This window comes from Arcanobacterium pinnipediorum (assembly GCF_023973165.1).
Taxonomy (GTDB): domain Bacteria; phylum Actinomycetota; class Actinomycetes; order Actinomycetales; family Actinomycetaceae; genus Arcanobacterium; species Arcanobacterium pinnipediorum.
On record NZ_CP099547.1, the window covers coordinates 248,482 to 268,429 of the forward strand.

Annotated in this window: 16 protein-coding genes; 13 read left to right on the plus strand and 3 right to left on the minus strand. The window is 51.1% G+C overall.

Annotated features, from left to right (window positions below):
• Positions 1 to 2: 2 nt before the first annotated feature.
• From NG665_RS01045 to lysS, 13 genes are all read left to right on the plus strand, one after another.
• A complete protein-coding gene (locus NG665_RS01045; protein ID WP_252673479.1) occupies positions 3 to 881 on the plus strand; it encodes a zinc-dependent metalloprotease in 879 nt (292 codons plus the stop codon).
• A 16-nt stretch (positions 882 to 897) separates the two neighbouring features.
• Positions 898 to 1,998: a tRNA lysidine(34) synthetase TilS gene (gene tilS, locus NG665_RS01050; RefSeq protein WP_252673480.1), complete on the plus strand. Its 1,101-nt coding sequence runs from the start codon at positions 898 to 900 to the stop codon at positions 1,996 to 1,998.
• Positions 1,995 to 4,232: an ATP-dependent zinc metalloprotease FtsH gene (ftsH, locus tag NG665_RS01055; protein ID WP_252673481.1), complete on the plus strand. Its 2,238-nt coding sequence runs from the start codon at positions 1,995 to 1,997 to the stop codon at positions 4,230 to 4,232. Before tilS ends, ftsH begins: the two co-directional genes overlap by 4 nt.
• Positions 4,225 to 4,818 carry a GTP cyclohydrolase I FolE gene (folE, locus tag NG665_RS01060; RefSeq protein ID WP_252673482.1) on the plus strand — a complete coding sequence of 198 codons (594 nt, stop codon included), beginning with the start codon at positions 4,225 to 4,227 and terminating at the stop codon, positions 4,816 to 4,818. The genes ftsH and folE overlap by 8 nt, the downstream gene beginning before the upstream one ends.
• An 8-nt stretch (positions 4,819 to 4,826) precedes the next feature.
• Entirely contained in the window at positions 4,827 to 5,639 is an 813-nt protein-coding gene (gene folP / locus NG665_RS01065; protein ID WP_252673483.1) for a dihydropteroate synthase, read from the plus strand.
• Positions 5,640 to 5,653: 14 nt separating this feature from the next.
• The gene (gene folK, locus NG665_RS01070; RefSeq protein WP_252673484.1) at positions 5,654 to 6,529 is read left to right on the plus strand and encodes a 2-amino-4-hydroxy-6-hydroxymethyldihydropteridine diphosphokinase; all 876 of its coding nucleotides are present in this window, start codon (positions 5,654 to 5,656) and stop codon (positions 6,527 to 6,529) included.
• Positions 6,519 to 7,004 (plus strand): DUF3180 domain-containing protein, encoded by a 486-nt coding sequence (locus NG665_RS01075; protein ID WP_252674051.1) that lies wholly within the window; start codon positions 6,519 to 6,521, stop codon positions 7,002 to 7,004. The genes folK and NG665_RS01075 overlap by 11 nt, the downstream gene beginning before the upstream one ends.
• Before the next feature lie 19 nt (positions 7,005 to 7,023).
• Positions 7,024 to 7,527, plus strand: a complete 504-nt coding sequence (locus NG665_RS01080; RefSeq protein ID WP_252673485.1) for a PH domain-containing protein — start codon at positions 7,024 to 7,026, stop codon at positions 7,525 to 7,527.
• A gap of 3 nt (positions 7,528 to 7,530) precedes the next feature.
• A complete protein-coding gene (locus tag NG665_RS01085; protein WP_252673486.1) occupies positions 7,531 to 9,069 on the plus strand; it encodes a PH domain-containing protein in 1,539 nt (512 codons plus the stop codon).
• Positions 9,056 to 9,940, plus strand: coding sequence for a Rossmann-like and DUF2520 domain-containing protein (locus NG665_RS01090; RefSeq protein ID WP_252673487.1), 885 nt, complete (start codon positions 9,056 to 9,058; stop codon positions 9,938 to 9,940). The genes NG665_RS01085 and NG665_RS01090 overlap by 14 nt, the downstream gene beginning before the upstream one ends.
• Before the next feature lie 54 nt (positions 9,941 to 9,994).
• A complete protein-coding gene (panC, locus tag NG665_RS01095; protein ID WP_252673488.1) occupies positions 9,995 to 10,822 on the plus strand; it encodes a pantoate--beta-alanine ligase in 828 nt (275 codons plus the stop codon).
• A gap of 16 nt (positions 10,823 to 10,838) precedes the next feature.
• Positions 10,839 to 11,255 carry an aspartate 1-decarboxylase gene (panD, locus tag NG665_RS01100; RefSeq protein ID WP_252674052.1) on the plus strand — a complete coding sequence of 139 codons (417 nt, stop codon included), beginning with the start codon at positions 10,839 to 10,841 and terminating at the stop codon, positions 11,253 to 11,255.
• 69 nt (positions 11,256 to 11,324) lie between these two features.
• A complete protein-coding gene (gene lysS / locus NG665_RS01105; RefSeq protein WP_252673489.1) occupies positions 11,325 to 12,908 on the plus strand; it encodes a lysine--tRNA ligase in 1,584 nt (527 codons plus the stop codon).
• Positions 12,909 to 13,005: 97 nt separating this feature from the next.
• Here lysS and NG665_RS01110 read toward each other — a convergent pair whose 3' ends face one another.
• The 3 genes from NG665_RS01110 to NG665_RS01120 all read right to left on the minus strand — a co-directional run bounded on the left by NG665_RS01110 (position 13,006) and on the right by NG665_RS01120 (position 19,902).
• Complete coding sequence (locus NG665_RS01110; RefSeq protein ID WP_252673490.1) at positions 13,006 to 17,301, minus strand: LamG-like jellyroll fold domain-containing protein; 4,296 nt, start codon at positions 17,299 to 17,301, stop codon at positions 13,006 to 13,008.
• 254 nt (positions 17,302 to 17,555) lie between these two features.
• Positions 17,556 to 19,088 (minus strand): glycerol kinase GlpK, encoded by a 1,533-nt coding sequence (gene glpK, locus NG665_RS01115; RefSeq protein ID WP_252673491.1) that lies wholly within the window; start codon positions 19,086 to 19,088, stop codon positions 17,556 to 17,558.
• 67 nt (positions 19,089 to 19,155) lie between these two features.
• Positions 19,156 to 19,902: an MIP/aquaporin family protein gene (locus NG665_RS01120; RefSeq protein ID WP_252673492.1), complete on the minus strand. Its 747-nt coding sequence runs from the start codon at positions 19,900 to 19,902 to the stop codon at positions 19,156 to 19,158.
• Positions 19,903 to 19,948: the final 46 nt, after the last annotated feature.

The window sequence follows — 19,948 nt, forward strand, 5'->3', positions numbered from 1 at the left end:
GTATGAAGAGCTTTGCGCCTATCTCGCGCCGGTTGAGTGCCAGCGGGTCGAAGATGAGTCAAGCACACGTCCACACGCTCGTCGCTGATTTGAAACACGCTACTTGGCGTGCTCGAGACATCGTGGCGGAAACCTCTCACCTGAACATTTCGCCGGTGCCGGTAAAAGTAGTTGACCGCAGTCGATGGATAGCAGGAATGTCGCAATCGGTGCGAGCGTTACTGAAACGATCTGGAACAGAGATCACGCTATCGAACACGCAGATAAAGACGATTGGGTTCATGGTAGCGCGCCGTGTTCTAGGGCATTGGGATCCATACGCCGATCAACCAAAGATGTACCTTATCGGGCCAAATATTGCCCGCTTTATCTGCGAGTACAACCTCAACCAAAAAGATATGGCATTGTGGGTGGTGATCCATGAATATACTCATGCCGCCCAATTTGCTACCGCCCCGTGGCTCGCTGACTATATTGGTGACCTTATCCGAAGAGTATTAACAATCCAAAGCGCCAACATCGACACCGTCATTGGGCAGATAACGGCAGTGATGTCACTCCTAGAAGGACATGCCACCTATGTTAGCGACCTCGCCTACGCTTATATGTCCTCGCCAGATCACCTAGCACACGCGGTTAAATCGAGTAGCCGGAACAACGGTGCGCTGGCGCGCGCACTTAAAAATATTTTAGGAATCAGCGCAAAAGAGCAACAATACCGTCAAGGACGTGCCTTTGTAGGCGCCGTCGTCGACGCAGTTGGGATTGATGGGTTAAACAAAGTTTGGGAAGATGTGCACAACGTGCCAACCGTTAATGAATTACACGAACCACACCTGTGGGTAACTCGTGTTCATGGCGAACCAGGTAAGGAATTGTGATTGTGAGTAGAACTAAATGAGTGGTCCGCACCATCTGGTTAATGTCTCGCGTACTGCGCTACGAACTGCGTTAGCTCATCACCGGCGCGATGTTCCGGTCATCGTGGCCGTCTCAGGTGGTTCTGATTCGATGGCTTTGGCCGTGACCTTAGCGTTTATCGCACCTAAGTTAGGGCTACGTGCGCTAGCGATCTGCATCGATCACGGCATCCGGCCCGAATCTGCGGCCGAGGCGCACACTGTGCGTTCTAGGTTGGCTCCGTTTGGGATCGACGTCGAAATCCAGCGTATTGCGGTGAGCGGGAAAGCAGGGCCCGAGGGCAATGCCCGCCAGGGACGTTACGATGCGATCGCTGATTATGCTCGACGCATGGGTGGTCCAGATCAGCCAGGCACTGTGTTGTTAGGTCACACCCAAAACGACCAGGCGGAAACTGTGCTGCTAGGTTTTTCGCGCGGATCAGGAGCCCAATCCATCGCAGGCATGCCACAAACCGGCTCGTTACCACTGCACCCAGATATTGTGATGTTGCGCCCATTCCTCGGCTTTTCTCGCGAAGATCTACGAACGATTTGCCGCCAGCACAACGTCGAATGGATTGACGATCCCAGCAATGAGCTGGGCGGACCATGGAAAACTGCCGACGGCCAAGAACTGCGGCGCAGTGCACTGCGCCATCGAGTCCTACCCCAATTAGTCCAAGCTCTTGGCCCAGGAACTATTCCAGCTATTGCGCGCACTGCGCAGTTGCTCCAAGAAGACAACACGGCACTTGAGTTTTATGCGCGTAACGAATTAGCACAATCAATTGTGCGACGCGATCCGCTGACCATCGAATGTGACCGGTTAGCGCCACTTCCGCAAGCGGTTCGACGGCGATGCCTAAAATACGCCGTGGAAGAAAGTCAGGTACGTAGTGGTGAACTCGTCTACTGGCATATTGCAGGACTTGATAAACTGCTAACAGAGCGTAAGAACAACCGTGGCATCGATCTGCCGGGAGTGCGTGCGTGGCGAGAGTCTAATCAGTTGATATTCTTGCCGGGCAAGCAATCGCGGCACGATTCGCGGTCCCTATCTAAATCGACAGAAAGCCTGTCGTTGGAGGATTCATGAGCACCCCTGAACAGGAAACGACGCAGTCGGACAACCACCGCAAACTCGAAGAGTTTAACTCTAGTGGTAACCCAGAACGCCGTCGTCGGTCACAAGTTCCATCTCAACCCGAGCCTAAAGAGCCGAAGAATTGGCGTGCCCGGTGGGAAGAAGCGAAGAAATTGGCGCTCGAAGCTGAAAAGAAATCCACCGGCAAAGGCAAAAAGCCCGATGCGAATAGCAAAAAGCCAAAGCGATCTATCTTTGGTGTGATAGCCGTTGTGTTGCTCGTTGGAACTGGCCTGTTTTGGCTGTTTGCTCCGGGCGGTTTCACAGCAGTGAAAACCTCTGAAGGCATTGCAGTTTTGGAAAGTACCGAAATTGCCAAAGAGCGCATTGAAGTAACCGATGGCATCCAGGTTGTCCAAGTTTGGCTTGCTAAAGATTTCACCCCACACAGTCTCGAAGGCGATAAGGGCCAGCCGACGAAGAAGATACAATTCCAGTTCGCTAGTGCAGAAGCTGAGTGGGTGCAAAAGCTCGTTGCTGATGCGCAGGCTAAGAATGGATATAATTCGGTTGTTCCACAGCAGTCCGTTCTAGGATCAATTCTCTCCCTCGTTCTTCCGTTGGTGATCTTCTTTGCGTTGTTGATGTGGCTGTTGCCCAAGATTCAGCAAGGCGGAATGGGAGCCTTTGGTCGCGTTAAGAAAGATGGTCTTGAAGAAGATCGCCCCGATACCACGTTTGCTGATGTGGCTGGTGCTGATGAGGCGGTAGAAGAACTCCAAGAAATTGAGGAGTTTATTGACCATCCGGAAAAGTTCCATAAGATGGGAGCGAAAATTCCGCGAGGCGTATTGCTCTATGGTCCGCCAGGAACGGGTAAAACCTTGCTCGCTAAGGCAGTGGCAGGTGAAGCTGGTGTGCCATTCTTCCATATTTCAGCCTCCGAGTTCGTCGAGATGTTTGTTGGCGTGGGCGCCTCGCGAGTGCGCGATTTGTTCACCAAAGCAAAGAAGATTGCTCCAGCTATTATTTTCGTTGACGAAATTGATGCTGTTGGACGAAATCGTGGCCAGGGCATGGGCGGTGGAAACGACGAGCGAGAACAAACTCTTAATCAGCTATTGGTTGAGATGGATGGTTTCGACGAACGCGCTAATGTGATCGTTATCGCTGCGACGAACCGGCCAGATGTTCTTGATCCGGCACTTTTGCGCCCGGGGCGTTTTGATCGACAGATCGCGGTAGCTGCCCCAGATCTTAACGGGCGTGCGGCTATTCTCAAGGTTCACGCTGAAGGTAAACCGTTAGCTGCGGGTGTGGAATTAGAGTCTATTGCGCGCCGTACTCCAGGATTTGCGGGCGCTGAGTTGGCGAATTTGCTTAACGAAGCCGCATTGCTTGCTACGCGCCGCGGGCATACTGAAATTGACGACGACGATCTAGATGAAGCTATCGATCGCGTTATTGCTGGCCCACAGCGTCGTACCCAGGTGATGAATGCACAAGAAAAGCGTATGACTGCGTATCATGAAGGTGGCCATGCTGTTGCAGCAGCGGCACTTAACCATACTGATCCGGTTACGAAGGTGACGATTTTGCCGCGTGGGCGCGCACTGGGTTACACCATGGTGATGCCTACTGAAGATAAGTACTCAGTGTCACGCAACGAGCTTCTCGATCAGTTAGTGTATGCGATGGGTGGACGCGTTGCTGAAGAGATCGTGTTCCACGATCCTTCTACGGGTGCCTCCAATGACATCCAAAAGGCAACTGATATTGCGCGCAAGATGGTGATGGAATACGGTATGTCTGCCAAGGTAGGATCGGTGCGCCTGGTTCCAGATGAGTCAGATCCTATGACTCGGTTGGGCGGCGGTACTTCGCGAGAGTATTCAGAGGATCTGGCGCGAGTGATCGACGACGAAGTTCGCCAGCTTTTGGAAACAGCTCACCAAGAGGCATGGGAACTGATGATGAAGAATCGTCATGTGCTCGATGCGTTAGCAGCTGCGTTGCTCGATAAGGAAACTATTCTCGAAAAAGAGTTAGCTGAGATGTTTACCGATATTGTTAAAGCGCCACCGCGTGAACAATGGTTATCATCACCGCATCGGCCCGTATCTGACTTGCCTGCTGTTCCTTTCCCAGCGAATTTGCCTGCAAAATCTGCAGCAGATACAACTGTGGTCCAGCCCGAAGTCGATCCGATGGATCGCCAGCACGGCCCTGAGGTTAGCGATGAGTGAGCCAGAGCTCCATGTTGGCCGCTATGCAGAAGAAGAAGTAGTTGATGCAGTGCGGCGTCTTTTGATCGCTGTTGGTGAAGATCCTTCCCGGGAGGGCCTGGTTGAAACCCCGGCACGTATGGGACGCGCATATCGAGAAATTTTTGCTGGTTTGGCACAAGATCCGGCTGATGTTTTGAATACAACCTTCGATATTCAGCACCAAGAAATGGTTTTGGTGCGTGATATTTCGATGTATTCGATGTGCGAACACCACTTGCTTCCCTTCCACGGTGTTGCCCATATCGGCTATATCCCCGGCTCGAACGGCCTCGTCACTGGTCTTTCCAAGCTCGCTCGGCTAGTGGAAGGCTATGCGCGCCGTCCCCAAGTGCAAGAACGTCTCACCTCTCAGATCGCTGACGCACTCATGGAACGTTTGCATGCCCAAGGCGCAATTGTAGTTGTGGAGGCACAACATTTGTGCATGTCGATGCGTGGAGTGAAGAAACCAGGTTCGCGTACCGTGACCTCGGCTGTACGCGGCGTGCTAAAAGATTCTGCAACGCGCGCCGAAGCGATGAGTCTGATCATGGCTAACCACTAGGATAAATCATGCATCTGATGGGAATAGTTAACGTTACCCCGGATTCATTCTCCGATGGCGGGAAGTGGGATAGTGCCCACGAGGCGATAGCTCACGGTAGAGCGCTGATCGAAGATGGGGCAAGTATTATTGATATTGGTGGAGAATCGACTCGGCCAGGCGCGCAACCGTTGACGTGGGAAGAAGAATGGGATCGCATAGCTGAAGTTGTTAGCGAACTAGCTGAGATTGGACGCGAGCGCGCGGTAGCTATTTCAGTAGATACTTACCATAGTGAAACTGCGCGCCGGGCAGTTAATGCTGGAGCTAGCATCATTAACGACGTGACCGGTGGGCGGGCAGCGCCCGATATGTTTGATACCATTGCGCAATTATCGTGTGACTACATCTTGCAACACTCTCGCGGTACGTCCGCTACCATGAACGATCTGGCTAACTATCACGATGCCACCAGCGATGTTATTGATGAACTTCTCCAGGCCCGGGACCGTGCGGTTGATAGTGGAATTTCCCCCGAACGCATTATCCTCGATCCCGGAATTGGTTTTGCCAAGATGGGCGATACTGATTGGGAGATCTTAGCCAATATCGACCACATTAATGCGTTGGGGCACCGAGTTTTGGTGGGGGTATCGCGCAAACGATTTATTGGTCGACTCGTGGGCGATAACTATAGTGATCGGGATATCTCAACCGCTGCTATCTCTGGATATCTTGCCCAACATGCGGTTTGGGGAGTGCGGGTGCACGATGTTCACACCTCCCGCCTAGTTTTGGCTACGCTATCAGCAATTCAACATCATCAGACTCTGGCGAACTAAGGTAGAAGGCAATAATGGCACTCAATGACGCAATTCGACTCACCGGGATTCGAGCATACGGGACTCATGGTGTGCTTGAGGTAGAACATGTTCAGCGCCAAGAATTCGTGGTGGACGTTGAACTCCTTTTAGATACCGATCGTGCCGCGCACACTGACGATATTTCACACACGATTAATTATGCACTCGTGGCCGATGAGATTGTTGCGGTTATTGAAGGTGAGCATTGCGATCTGATCGAGACGTTGGCGCATCGGATTTTGAATCGTATTATGGATCCACGCATTGTGAGTGCGGAAGTGGTTGTGCACAAGCCGCACGCACCGATTGAGCATCCATTTAGCGATGTTTCAGTCTCTATTATGCGCGAAGGACCATTATTTGCCGAACAACAACGCAATTACGTGATTGCGATTGGTTCGAATTTAGATAATCCAGAAGAACATGTACGCCGCGCTATCGCAGAACTCTCCGATTTTGGGGAATGGGTTGATGATGTTTCCTCGCTGTATCGCACTAAGCCAGTTCTAGCACCGGGCCAAGATACACAACCAGACTATATCAATGCTGTTGTTTCGATTACATCGCCAACACCACCGATGGCGATGCTGGAATTTTTACACATGGTTGAAGATTCTCACGGCCGCCAACGCTCCGAACATTGGGGTGCGCGCACGCTCGATCTGGACATCATCAATGTTTCAGGTATTACCTCTGACTATCCGGTGTTGTTATTACCGCATCCGCGTGCTCATCAGCGTCGTTTTGTGTTAGAACCTTGGCTCGAGATAGACCCGCAGGCGAAACTCAACGGCACTGCGATTGCGCAGTTACTAGACACCGTGAGCGATCAACATGTTGTGAAAGTTGGTTTCGGTGATGGAAACTAACGAACATTACACTCTTCGCCCAACGACGTGGTTGACGCTATTATCGTTATTTCTCGTCAGTGGTGTGACGACTTTTTTCGTTATTGACACTTGGCTCAGCTATGGTCGAGCCCCGATTCTGTTTCCGGTTGTTATCTGTTTTCTACCGCTCATAGTAGCGATGCTCATAGTATGGCAAGGTTGGCGAGTGCGCGCCTATAGCCGTGGAGATCGCCCGCTAAGTATGCTCAGCGCTGCCCGGATTTGGATACTCTCCCAAGCAGTTTCGCGTACGGGGACGATTACCGCTGGGATCTGTGCTGGAATGACGGTTAGCTATCTGGGTTATAGTTATTCAGATCTCATGGTCGATCAAGCAATTATCGTAGGCATCGCCGGCTTGGCATCATTGATCATGGCAGGTGCCGGGATGCTCGCAGAATCGTGGTGCAAAACCGACGACGACGATTCCCTCCCGCCAGGAGCTACCGCCTAGCATTCGTTACACTAAAAGTATGAATAATCGTTTGTTATCCCATTTGGATTTCACCTCGGTAGATCCAGCTTTTGTGAAAGTCTCTGTGATTCGCCACGTTTTAGTGTGGGCTATCGTAGCTATTGCTGGTATTTCTTCGGTTATGCTCTTTGCCGATGAGCACTTTTCAGCGATGGATATTGCGCTGCTCATTGGCGCGGTTGTGCTGCTCATTGGTGCTATCTGGGATATTTGGCTCACGATGCGTCGTGCTAAAGCACTCGGCTATCTTGAACTTGACGATGAACTTTTGGTACGCAAAGGCATCATGTTCCAAGAAGTCACGATGGTTCCTTATGGTCGGATGCAACAAGTGAATCTAGCTTCTGGCCCATTGTTGCGAAAATTCGGCCTTGCGAGCGTCGAATTAGTGACGGCCTCGGCCAACTCAGATGCTTCGATCCCAGGATTGCCACTTGCGGAAGCTGAACGATTACGTGACAAACTCACGCGCCTAGGTCAAACCAAACTGGAAGGTCTGTAACTTATGGCAGACAAAAAGGCTTTAGGTGAAAATAGTGTGCCAGTAGGCGCATGGCGAAAATTTCATAAAGTCACGCCAGTTGCCGATGCTGGCACCTTCTGGTTTGGCATTATCTCAATCGCCGTCATCATCGTTGTTCAAAGTATTGAAGATTTCATCAATGTTCTCGGGTTTTTCGTCCAGCTCCTAACCGGGTTCCGCCTTGCGATGGGATTGCTGGTTTTGCTCGGAGTATCGGCAGTTTTTGTCGGTATCGGTGCGGTTATGTGGCGCCACAAATCCTATGCTGTTGTGGCTAGTGGTATTCATTATCGTGGCGGGGTAGTGATCAAGAAATACCAGCATGTGCGTTGGGATCGGATTCAATCAGTTGAGGTTGAACAAAAACTCTTCGGGCGAATCTTCGGGTTCGGCTCAGTTAAGGTCGAGGCGGCCGGCTTTGGTGAAGAACCAGTGGATTTAGGGTTACTCAAGGTTGATCAATGCCATCAGTTGCGCACTGAAATCCTTACCGGCTTGGCGCGCGTGCGTGAAAAACCAGCAGAGCACAGCTCTGATAGAGCCCCGGTGCTAAGCGACGGCGATAGCCGCGTTATGGCAGATAGTTCAACAGATACGGAACACCTCATCTATCAACTGTCAACGAGTCGGCTAGTATTTTCTACTGTGCTAACCGGGCATGCACTCTTTGCACTAGCTGGCCTCGTTGCTGCTGGAATTTGGCAATTTGTTTTCGATAACGGGTTGTCGATCGCATTCTTATTCATCATTCTAGGTTCGGTGTTCAGCTCAATTTCATATATTTCCACTTCGTATGGAACTAAACTCTTTGTGGCAAGTACCGGGTTAAAATCACGTCACGGGCTAACTAAGCTCGTTACCCGTTCACTGCCACCTACTCGCATCCATGCAGTTAGCATCAAACAACCGTTACTGTGGCGTCGTTTTGACTGGTGGCAGATTCGAGTCACAGTCGCCGGAGACTCCCTTAAAGAGGCAGCAAACGATGGAAACATCGGCGCTTTGGTGCCATGTGCTAGCCGTGAAGAAGTGTTAGCGGTAGTGGCAACGATTTTCCCCACATTGGGCAGTGATAATGATGCAGTATTAATGAACGAGCTGATGTATCGTCGAGGTGATAGCCAATATCTTCATACTCCACCGCGGCGAGCACGCTGGATCGATCCGATAGCTGGAACAGTTGGTGCCTATTTTGCCAATACTGAGGTTTTCGCAATCCGTCGCGGGCGATTCTGGCGCCAGGTACAACTCATATTCCAAGATCACACCCAGTCTACATCGCTCAACCAAGGCCCAATCCAACGATTCTTCGGGTTAGCCTCCATCGGTACTCATGTATTGCCTGGTCCGTGTGATGGTTACGTGAAGAATTTCGACGTAGACCAGATGCGTGAACTCCTCATTTACGAAAACGAACTCACCAAACAAGCACGCGCGGTCGAAGTAAGCGAAAGTATTGACGAATGGAAACGTCGTCTAGGGCTGATAGGAGCCGATCATCGTGACGATGCTGGAGAATAAAACAGGCCGAATGGGTATCGGCATTATTTCAGCAGGTAAAGTCGGTGCTGGACTCGGCGCAGCGATGCGCGGCGCTGGGCATCAGATCATTGGCGCTTACGCAACCTCCCAAGCCAGTCTGGAACGTTTGGAGCTGATGTTACCGGGGGTTGCGGCACTAGATATACCAACTATCGTAGAACGCAGTGAAGTAATTCTTTTAGCTGTGCCCGACGACGAACTTCCCGGCTTGGTTCACGGGCTGGCGCAAAGCGGTTTATGGCAAGCCGGTCAGCTCCTTATCCACGTAGCTGGACGATATGGTACCAACGTACTCCAACCGGCAATAGCCCAAGGAACACTTGGATTAGCTATCCATCCGGCAATGACTTTCACTGGCACCTCGCTCGATATTGCCCGGCTGCGTGGCTGCCCGTATGCGATCACTGCTCCGGCCATGCTCCAACCTATCGGCATGGCGCTGGTTAACGATATGGGTGGAGAAGGATTCATTGTCAGTGAAGGTGATCGCCCACTTTATCATGCGGCCCTAGCACACGGCGCAAACCATGTTGTCACTGTTATTACCCAGGCAACCCGGCTATTGAACAGTATTGGCCTAGATAACAACTATATTCGGCCGTTAGTTACAGCCGCACTCGAAGGTGCGTTGAGTTCAGGCGAGGCACTCCAAACCGGGCCAGTGGTTCGCGGTGATAGCGGAACGGTATCTGAACATATTGCCACCCTCGAAACGATTGGCATTGAAGATCAGGCACTGGCCGACGTCTTACCAGCATACCGAGCCCTTGCGCGCGCAACTGCTGAGCGTGCGTTGGCTCGCAGAGTTATCACTGAAGATGTGTTCAACGAAATTAGGAGTAAACTCTAACCCGGAACTGTGTGCCGTTAAGGCATATTCTTAGCGAAAGAGATCGGAGAAACGATGATTATCGCTTCCACTCCCGCACAATTACAAGAGGCGCTTAAGCTACTTCACGGCGATATCGGGTTAGTGATGACGATGGGAGCGCTTCACGATGGGCATTTATCCCTCGTGGAAGCAGCTCGCAAAGAATCAGATCACGTCGTCGTATCGATCTATGTCAATCCGCTCCAGTTTGGTCCGGGAGAAGATTTTGATGCATACCCTCGCGATCTCGAAGCTGATGTGGCCAAGCTAGAGGGGGTCGACGTCGTCTTTGCGCCCACAGATGACGTCATGTATCCGCGCACCCCATTGGTGCGCATTGATCCAGGCCCAGTAGCTTCAGTTCTTGAGGGCAAAACACGCCCAACTCATTTTGCTGGCGTGCTTCAGGTTGTCCATAAAGTTTTTAACATCGTTGGGCCACATGCTGCGTGGTTTGGCCAAAAAGATGCACAGCAACTTGCACTGATCCGATCTATGGTTGCTGATTTGAATATGCCACTTGATATTCGTGCAGTTCCAATTAAGCGCGAACCGAGCGGGTTGGCAATGTCCTCACGCAATAGCTACTTATCGGAGCGTGAAAAGGAACAGGCATTAGCGCTTTTCCGCGCCCTTACGGTGGGGCAGCGAGTGGCGCACGATGGTGGCAGTGCGGCTCAGACGCTCGCTGCTGCTCGCGAATCTCTCGCGCATGCTCCTGGTGTGAAAATGGATTATTTGGAACTTGTTGATCGCGATACGTTCATGCCATTAACTGAGGCCGGAAATGGGCTACTCGTTTGTGCGGCGTGGGTTGGTCCCACCCGTTTGATTGACAACTTGGAGGTTGTGATTGGCTAGTACACGTCTACGCCGGATGGTCACCGGCAAAATCCACCGCGCAACTGTCACGGGAGCTGACCTTCACTATGTTGGTTCGGTAACTATTGATGCCGATCTGCTCGATGCTGCCGATATATTGCCTGGTGAGGCAGTAGATGTTGTTGATGTCAATAACGGGCAACGCCTGACCACGTACACGATTCCGGGTGAGCGTGGTAAAGGCGAGATTATTTTAAACGGTGCGGCTGCCCACAAAGTCAGTGTTGGCGACCTCGTCATCATTATGTGTTATTCGCTTGTTGACGACGAAACCGCGCGCACGCTTTCCCCGCAGGTAGTTTTTGTTGATGAGCATAATCAGCTGGTTCATCTAGGGCACGAACCGGGGCAAGTTCCCCACAACGACGCAGATTTGGAGTCTTCGGGAATTCCTTTTTCTCAAGCGCGCTAATTCGCGCTCCATCTCACGTCCAATCTGCTGAAAACGACCAGCTCTGCCTTGTAATCTTAAAGGGTGAATATGAACGAAAATAATACCCCAACTGTTGCTGACGATACTTCTGACCAGATTCAGGTTCGTAAGGATAAACGCCAGCGTCTGCTTGATGACGGCCGCCAGCCTTATGCTGCAGAACTTCCTATCACTTCATCGATTGTTAAGGTCCGTGAAGGATATGCAGTTGCTGAGCTCGATGCCGAGGGCAATGCTGTGGCCGAGCCAGCTGGCGATGTTCGTATATTGACTCCTGGTGAAGAAACTGAAGACGTGGTGGGTATAGCTGGACGTGTCATGTTCATGCGCCCATCGGGCAAGATTGCCTTCACAGTTCTCCAAGATGGCGCTGGAACCCGTATCCAGGTTATTTTCTCCCTTGCTAATGTTGGTAAGGAAGCTTTTGATGCGTTAAAGGCCGACGTCGATTTAGGCGATTTTATTTTCGTACACGGCCATGTTGGTACCTCTAAGCGTGGCGAACTTTCTATCTTTGCTCACGAGTGGCAAATGGCGTCGAAAGCAATTCGTCCACTTCCAAAGACGTTCACCACTGCTGATGGTGTGGAAATGGCGTTGAGTGAAGAGTCGCGCGTGCGTGCTCGCCACCTGGATTTGATTACCCGGCAAAGTGCCCGTGACATGGTACGTATTCGCGCTAAAGTGATGCGTTCGCTGCGTAATACTTTCGAATCCGATGACTTTATCGAGTTAGAAACTCCGATTTTGCAGGTGTTGCACGGTGGTGCTGCGGCGCGTCCGTTTACCACTCACATTAATGCGTACGATCAAGATCTCTATTTGCGTATTGCAACCGAATTGTATTTGAAGCGTGCTGTTGTTGGCGGAGTTGATCGCGTTTATGAAATCGGAAAGAATTTCCGTAATGAAGGTGCTGATTCTTCACATTCGCCAGAATTTACTGCCCTCGAAGCATACGCAGCCTACGGTACGTATGACACGATGGCTAAACTGACTCAAGACTTGGTACAAAATGCTGCCCGCGATGTGTTTGGTTCTACCACCGTTACGTTGGCTGACGGCACCGAATATGATTTAGGTGGCCAGTGGGATACCATCACGCTTTATGAATCATTATCGGAAGCTGTTGGTGAAGAAATTAGCGTCCACACTCCACGTGAGCACTTGGTGGCGCTTGCAGAAAAGTATGGCATTAAAGTCAAAGATTATGCTGTTGCCGGTAAGATTGCGGAAGATATTTGGGAAGAACTTGTTGGAGATAAGCTCTGGGCGCCGACTTTCGTTCGAGACTTCCCCGAAGATACTTCACCGTTGACCCGCAACCATCGCACGAAGCCTGGTTTGACTGAGAAGTGGGATCTATACATTCGTGGTGTTGAAACAGCTACTGCATACAGCGAACTTGCGGATCCAGTTATTCAGCGCGAACGTTTAACTCAACAATCTCTCGATGCTGCTAATGGCGATCCAGAAGCAATGCAACTCGATGAAGATTTCATTGAAGCGATGGAACAGGGTTTCCCACCTGCTGGCGGTATGGGCATGGGAATCGATCGGTTGCTGATGGCTTTGACTGGCTTGGGCATTCGAGAAACTATTACTTTCCCATTCGTTAAACCGCGCGCCTAAGATGATGCGAGATTAAAGATATATAGTTCTGGCTGGAATAATTACTTATTCCAGCCAGAACTATATTACGTGTGGGACCATCACACGAGTGTAACTGTTAGCTCTTGGCAGAGCGGCGGCGAAGGAGAGTTCCGCCTGCTAATGCTAAGAAGCTAACAATGATAAGCCCACCAGCCATGCTGCCAGTCTTAGCCAACATGCCTCCAGATTGCTGGACAGAAGAAATAGGTTGTTTCTCTGTTGGCGTTTGAGGAGTGGTAGGCGTTTGAGGTGTAGTTGGTGTAACTGGGGTTGACTTCTTCGGTGAAATAGTCAGTTCAACCTTAACTTCACCAGAGTTTGCGCCACGTGCGATGACGTGATGCTTACCGGTAGCAAAATCAAGGGGAACTAGCCATTGCGTGCTTACTTTTCCGGTGGCATCTGCAATGAATGTTCCTAGATCTACTACCCGTGAGTGGACTTCTATCTTCACTTCTTCACCTGGTTTGAAACCAGCAAACGTGAAGGTAGCAGTTTCGCCGAGCCGTGCGCTGAAGCTTGCTGAATCCGCACGCGGACCAGCTGGGTCCGTTGGGTTAGCCGGATCGGTTGGATCAGCTGGGTTAGCTGGATCGGTTGGATCAGCTGGGTTAGCTGGATCGGTTGGATCAGCTGGGTTAGCTGGGTTAGCCGGATCGGTTGGATCAGCTGGGTTAGCTGGATCGGTTGGATCAGCTGGGTCCGTTGGGTCCGTTGGGTCCGTTGGGTCGGTTGGGTCCGTTGGGTCCGTTGGGTTAGCTGGGTCCGTTGGGTTAGCTGGGTCGGTTGGATCAGCTGGGTCGGTTGGGTCGGTTGGGTCGGTTGGGTCGGTTGGATCAGCTGGGTCGGTTGGGTCGGTTGGGTCGGTTGGATCAGCTGGGTTAGCTGGGTCGGTTGGGTCGGTTGGATCAGCTGGATCCGTTGGATCAGCTGGATCCGTTGGATCAGCCGGATCAGTTGGATTTACGATGATGACGTCTGAATCCACGCTACCGGCATCAATCTCGTCATGTGTTGCCGGGGTTGCCGGATCAGTCTTGAAACATACTTCGGATAACGAAACCCAAGTATTACTGGAGCTTCCCGCTGTTTGAGTCACATGTAGACGTAGGGTCACTGCATCGCCGTCGCTAAACATAGTACGCAACGAGGATAGATCAATACTCAACCGATCATCCAAAGTGATATCACCCAATTGAGTTTGGGTATTATCTGCACCGATAACAGATAGTGAACCAGTGCGAACACGACCATTAGGACCATCGAGTCGATTCGTGATATCCACAGCTCGCAATGCCGAGGTGTAGTCGAAAGAGAAATCGATATCTAATGGAACCACAGAAGAACCCCACGGAGTATGCCAGATGGTGGAGGTATCACCGTCGAACATATTACGCGCTCCATTTTGTGCATTGACTTCTTCAGCAGGCAAGGTATCAGGAACCGTTACCGCCAAGCACTGCGGGTTTGCTTCCCCATCGAGAAGCTCGACCGTGAGATCAGCAGCACCCGAAACAGTCTTTCCTCCAGCAGCCAACTCGAATGGGATTCGAACCGGACCTGATTCTTGGAATGAAGGAACAATGAGCTTCATGCGCACCTTTGCGTCCTGTCCGGGGGCAATCGTAGGAACAGTAAATGAGGTTATTGCCGTAGCCTCGCCAGCTTGAGCAAGTGGAACAGTAGTTCCAACGAACTTCCAGCCCTCGGGCAATTGAGCTGTCAATGTAGCATCAGCAATAGGCTGGCTACCAACATTGCGTACAGTAACATCGATGATGTTGCCGCCACGGTTCACAGTGGTCTCATCGGTAGAAACAATGGCTGGAATGTTTCCTAGCCAGTCCAAGGAAACAGTGGTGTAACTGATAAATCCGTATCCACTACTGCCTGGAGCTGGGCTCTCATACAAGATACCGAAGCGACCAGAGGTGAAGTTCCCGTCAGCATCAGGAAGTGGAGTGATCGTCGAATAGCCGGTGAATCCAGGTTGGAAAGCCTTGGATGCAGACCACGTTTGACCATCGTCATAAGAGATCTTCACCGTACCATTGAGGCGGTCTCCACTATGTGCAGTATTGCTAAAGAGGAGAATCTTTGCCCGCGGGTCATCAGCTGGAGCATCTGGGAATGCTCGCACAATACCAGCGTTATTATTTGGATCAACTAATGTTTGGTCAATGCTGACTTCACCATAGGTTTGACCGCCATCTTCAGAAATCGCAATGCGGCGAGCAGTAACGCTTGGTGCGCCACGGTTTGAAGAGCGCGAGTTTACCATGAGGCGACCATCGGAGAGTTCAACGACTTTGTTTTCGTCCATGCCGGCGCCGAATGCCTCTCCAGCTTGCCACGTTTGGCCATGATCGTCAGAGTAGACGGAGACTGCCTGGAAAACTTCACGGCCATTTTGACGTACAGCGTAGGTAAATTGTTGGATCAAACGACCCTTGTGTACCCGATCAGAACGTAGTTGGATACCTTCACCTGATGCTGCGAAGCGAGCTCGCATCACATTGGTATCAGGTGTGATATCTGCGGTAATGATGCGAGGTTCAGTCCATGTTTCACCATTGTCCGTTGAGGACATAACGGCTGCATGGATGACATTGCGATTATTGGGATCGACGCCGAAGCTGGAACCAGCCAAACCTTGGTTGAAAGATTTGACGAAGAACATAAAGATTTCGTTAGTTTCACGATCAACGACGTAGGAGGGGTCAGAATAGCCGAATTGTTCGAATCCAGGTTTGCCGGCTGCGATAGTCGTAGCTGGTTCCCAAGAACGGCCGCCGTCTTTAGAAATGCGCTGAACGATTGAATTCGGGGTTGGAGCATCACCACATCCAGCAGGACGGCCATCCCATGCGGCAAGAATCCATCCGTTGGGAGCAGTTGTGAGTGCTGGGATGCGGTAGCATGCGTAACCAGCTTGATTTGGTCGCGCAAGGACGACCTGATCGCCGTCGTTGTAATCAGTGGGGATCTCTGACGGATCTGGTGCGCCTGGATCTACCGGAGGAGCTTCAGGAGCCAACTCCTGGTAGTGAGCTGTGACCTCAGCGGCAGTGAGCACCCGGTTAAAGACGCGAACTTCGTCAATCTTACCGTTGAAATTCAGGCCGCCAATTTTATCGAGTGGAGCAGTAAAGGCGTTGGTAGCAGTCCAATCCTTGACCCCAATAAGTTCACCGTTAATATACAAGGCAAGGCCGTGCTGTGCGGACTGGGTCCACGTGTATTGATACCACTTGTGGGCTTCAACTATCGCAGATGAATAAGTTAGCACCATCCGATCTCCGGCACCAACGTGGACTCCGTTACCAGCTGAGCCATCGGTTAGACGAAGATCGAAAGCGATATTGCCTGAAGTATCGGAAATAACAGATGTGCGCCGGGTTGGGGTTGCAATTGGACTTACCCAATAAGAGATGGACCAATCCGAATTAGCGCTCAGTTCATGATTGTCAGCAAACGTCATACCGTTACCGTTGGTTACTTCCAAAGCCTTGCCAGAAATACCTTCATCAGTAAACGATAAGCCAGTAGTGATACCGTTACGCTCGCCTCCTGAATCGTTACCGTCTTCATCATCGAAGCTGTAGTGGTGAATCAAACCTTGGGTATCTTCATCACTAGGTTCTTCTGGGGTGACCGGCTCTGTAGGAGTTGAATCAGGTTGTGTTTGGGCAGTGTATTCACTGGTGACTTCTGCTGCGGAGAGTACCCGGTTGTAGACACGGACCTCATCAATTTTCCCATTAAAGTTCAAGCCACCGACTTTATCGAGTGGAGGAGCAAAAGCATGGGTGGCCGTCCAGTCCTTAGTGGTGACAAGTTGGCCATTGAGATACATTGATAAACCAGCAGTTGCCGATTGCGTCCACGAAACCTGTTGCCATTCGGTGCTAATTGGATCCTTGGAGTAGGTCAAAATCATCGAATCGCCGCTACCAACGTGTGCGCCACGGCCGCGGTCACTGTTTTTTAGGCGTAAATCAAACGCAATATCGCCTGAGGCATCAGAAAGCACCGATGTGCGCGATGTAGGTTCACTATCTACTTTGAACCAGTATGAAATAGTCCAGTTTGTTTGGTTGGCGAGATTGTGAGTTTCGGTGAAGGTCATACCTTGACCGTTTGTTACTGCAAGGGACTTACCTGAAACGCTGTCTTGACTAAAAGTAGCAGTGCTTGTATCGCCATCGCGACTACCAACACTATCCGCGCCAGTTTCTTCGTCAAACGTGTAGCGGTGGATCAATCCGGTGGTTGCGAGGGCGGGTTCGTCCGGTGGTGAGGCGTAAGCCAAACCGGGCAGAGCAATCAGTATGGTGCTCACAGCGGCGATTGAGGAAGTAAACCGGGACATCGGTTCTCCTTTTCTTGTGCTTTATGTGTGTCAATTGACAACCGTCATCGTTGACGGAGTCCAACATGTGGTTCATCGTTGAACCTTGGCTCGCCTTCGAGCCAAGTTAGTTATGTGGTCCACACAACTATAGCCATTGTTACTTAGATATCAGACGACTGGCAAGTTATGCGCTAAATTCCTTTTAAATAACATGGCTCTATGCAAAGTTTTCACACTATGCATAGAGCCATGTTAGTTATCGTGATGGGTGATTAGCCGTCGATCTTCTCTGCGTCTTCATCAACCCAGTCGAAGGTACGGGTTACAGCCTTCTTCCACAGGCGCATCTGGCGCTCGCGTTCTTCTACCGGCATCTGAGGCGAGAAACGCTTGCCTTCCTTCCAGTTGGCGACGACGTCGTCTTCGCCATTCCAGAAGCCAACTGCGATACCAGCAGCGTATGCGGCACCCAAGGCTGTTGTTTCAGCAACCTCTGGTACGACGACGTCCACGCCGAGAATATCTGCCTGGAACTGCATGAGGGTATCGTTAGCGGTCATACCGCCGTCGACGCGAAGTTCGGTGAGGTCTGCAGACGAATCTGCGTTCATAGCTTCGAGAACTTCTGCGGTCTGGAAAGCGGTTGCTTCAAGCACGGCGCGAGCCAAGTGAGCCTTGGTGTTGTACCGGGTCAAACCAACGATTGCGCCACGCGCATCGTCCTTCCAATAAGGTGCGAACAGGCCCGAGAAAGCCGGAACGAAGTAGACACCGCCGTTATCATCGACACTTGCAGCCAGATCTTCAATTTCTGGAGCAGTGGAAATAATACCGAGGTTGTCGCGTAGCCATTGAACAAGTGAACCGGTTACTGCGATCGAACCTTCAAGAGCGTAGACCGCTTCTTGATCGCCGATCTTGTAGCACACGGTGGTCAACAGGCCGTTTTCGGAGGTTACAGCTTCATTGCCGGTGTTAATCAGCATAAAGCAGCCAGTTCCGTAGGTGTTCTTTGCCATACCCTTCTGGAAGCAGGCTTGACCGAACGTTGCGGCTTGCTGATCGCCTAAAATACCTGCAATCGGGGTGTCAATGAGCAAGGAATTCTTTGAGGCGTGGCCATAGACTTCCGATGAAGAACGAATTTCTGGCAACATCGACATCGGAATACCCATATCGGCGCAGATGCCTTCATCCCACTGTAGCTTGCGCACATCCATAAGCATGGTACGCGAAGCATTGGTTACGTCAGTGACGTGGACGCCACCATTGGGCCCGCCAGTTAGGTTCCACAAAACCCAGCAGTCAGTGTTACCGAAGAGGAGGTCTCCAGCTTCAGCCTTCTCACGAGCGCCCTCGACGTTATCTAAGATCCACTTAACTTTTGGTCCCGAGAAGTAGGTTGCTAGGGGCAAGCCACAGATTTCCTTGTACTTATCTGCGCCTTCGTCGCCAGCTAGTTCTCGGACGATTTTATCGGTACGGGTATCTTGCCACACGATAGCGTTGTAGATCGGTTCGCCAGTGTTTTTATCCCATACGACGGCGGTTTCACGCTGGTTTGTGATACCAATAGCGGCGATTTCGTGACGGTTGATATCTGCTTTGGCCAATGCTTCGCCAACGACCTCGCGAATATTATCGCGAATTTCGATGGGGTCATGCTCGACGAGACCAGCCTTTGGGAAAATCTGCTTGTGTTCTTTTTGTCCAACCGAAACGATTTCACCGGAGTGGTTGAAAATGATGGCACGTGATGATGTGGTGCCTTGGTCGATTGCTAATACGTACTTTTTCTCAGTCATTGAGTTTTCCTCTATTTGTGATCGTTAGGAACGGCAACGATGCCGATCAAAGATGAATTGGTGGCTGTTATAGTCCAGCGATGTTGAGCATATTAGCTCCGAAAAGGACACCAGCGAGTATTCCGCCGATGAGTGGACCAACAACCGGGACCCATGCATATGACCAGTCAGATCCGCCCTTGCCCTTGATAGGTAGCAGTGCGTGCATGATACGAGGTCCGAGGTCACGCGCTGGGTTGATAGCGTACCCGGTTGGGCCACCGAGGGATGCACCAATAGATACAATGACGAGTGCCACTGCCAACGGACCGATTTCTGTAGGTGTGGAACCGTTGATAATAACCCACGTCAAGAGAACGAAAGTTCCAATAGCCTCAGTGATGACGTTGGAAGTGTAGTTTCGAATTTCAGGCCCGGTTGCGAACGTACCAAGGATTTCGGCCTGGTTCTCATGTGCATTGTAGTGATCTTTGTAAGCTAGCCATGCAACGGTTGCACCGATCATCGCGCCAACCATTTGGCCAGCAATGTAGGTCATGATAGATGCGAAGTTGATGGCTACACCAGGAACAAACTCTTCCGCACCGGTAGCTGCAATGCCGAGGGTTACGGCTGGGTTAAGGTGACCGCCGGTCTTCCACGCACCATATACACCGATCATCACCGCAAAGCCCCAGCCGAAATTGATGAGCAACCAGCCGGTACCTTTTCCTTTAGATTTGGTAAGCAATGTTGTTGCCACAACACCTACACCAAGTGTGATGAGTAGTGCAGTACCCAATGTTTCAGAAATAAAAACTTCTAGCAGAGACATGCTCTCCTACCTTTCTCGACCCGCTTCGTTGCGGAAAGGGATAAAA

Bases quoted from the DNA above. Each gene is read 5' to 3' on its own strand.
- NG665_RS01045 (WP_252673479.1), top strand. From the start codon at position 3: ATGAAGAGCTTTGCGCCTATCTCGCGCCGGTTGAGTGCCAGCGGGTCG.
- tilS (WP_252673480.1), top strand. From the start codon at position 898: ATGAGTGGTCCGCACCATCTGGTTAATGTCTCGCGTACTGCGCTACGA.
- ftsH (WP_252673481.1), top strand. From the start codon at position 1,995: ATGAGCACCCCTGAACAGGAAACGACGCAGTCGGACAACCACCGCAAA.
- folE (WP_252673482.1), top strand. From the start codon at position 4,225: ATGAGTGAGCCAGAGCTCCATGTTGGCCGCTATGCAGAAGAAGAAGTA.
- folP (WP_252673483.1), top strand. From the start codon at position 4,827: ATGCATCTGATGGGAATAGTTAACGTTACCCCGGATTCATTCTCCGAT.
- folK (WP_252673484.1), top strand. From the start codon at position 5,654: ATGGCACTCAATGACGCAATTCGACTCACCGGGATTCGAGCATACGGG.
- NG665_RS01075 (WP_252674051.1), top strand. From the start codon at position 6,519: ATGGAAACTAACGAACATTACACTCTTCGCCCAACGACGTGGTTGACG.
- NG665_RS01080 (WP_252673485.1), top strand. From the start codon at position 7,024: ATGAATAATCGTTTGTTATCCCATTTGGATTTCACCTCGGTAGATCCA.
- NG665_RS01085 (WP_252673486.1), top strand. From the start codon at position 7,531: ATGGCAGACAAAAAGGCTTTAGGTGAAAATAGTGTGCCAGTAGGCGCA.
- NG665_RS01090 (WP_252673487.1), top strand. From the start codon at position 9,056: ATGCTGGAGAATAAAACAGGCCGAATGGGTATCGGCATTATTTCAGCA.
- panC (WP_252673488.1), top strand. From the start codon at position 9,995: ATGATTATCGCTTCCACTCCCGCACAATTACAAGAGGCGCTTAAGCTA.
- panD (WP_252674052.1), top strand. From the start codon at position 10,839: ATGGTCACCGGCAAAATCCACCGCGCAACTGTCACGGGAGCTGACCTT.
- lysS (WP_252673489.1), top strand. From the start codon at position 11,325: ATGAACGAAAATAATACCCCAACTGTTGCTGACGATACTTCTGACCAG.
- NG665_RS01110 (WP_252673490.1), bottom strand. From the start codon at position 17,301: ATGTCCCGGTTTACTTCCTCAATCGCCGCTGTGAGCACCATACTGATT.
- glpK (WP_252673491.1), bottom strand. From the start codon at position 19,088: ATGACTGAGAAAAAGTACGTATTAGCAATCGACCAAGGCACCACATCA.
- NG665_RS01120 (WP_252673492.1), bottom strand. From the start codon at position 19,902: ATGTCTCTGCTAGAAGTTTTTATTTCTGAAACATTGGGTACTGCACTA.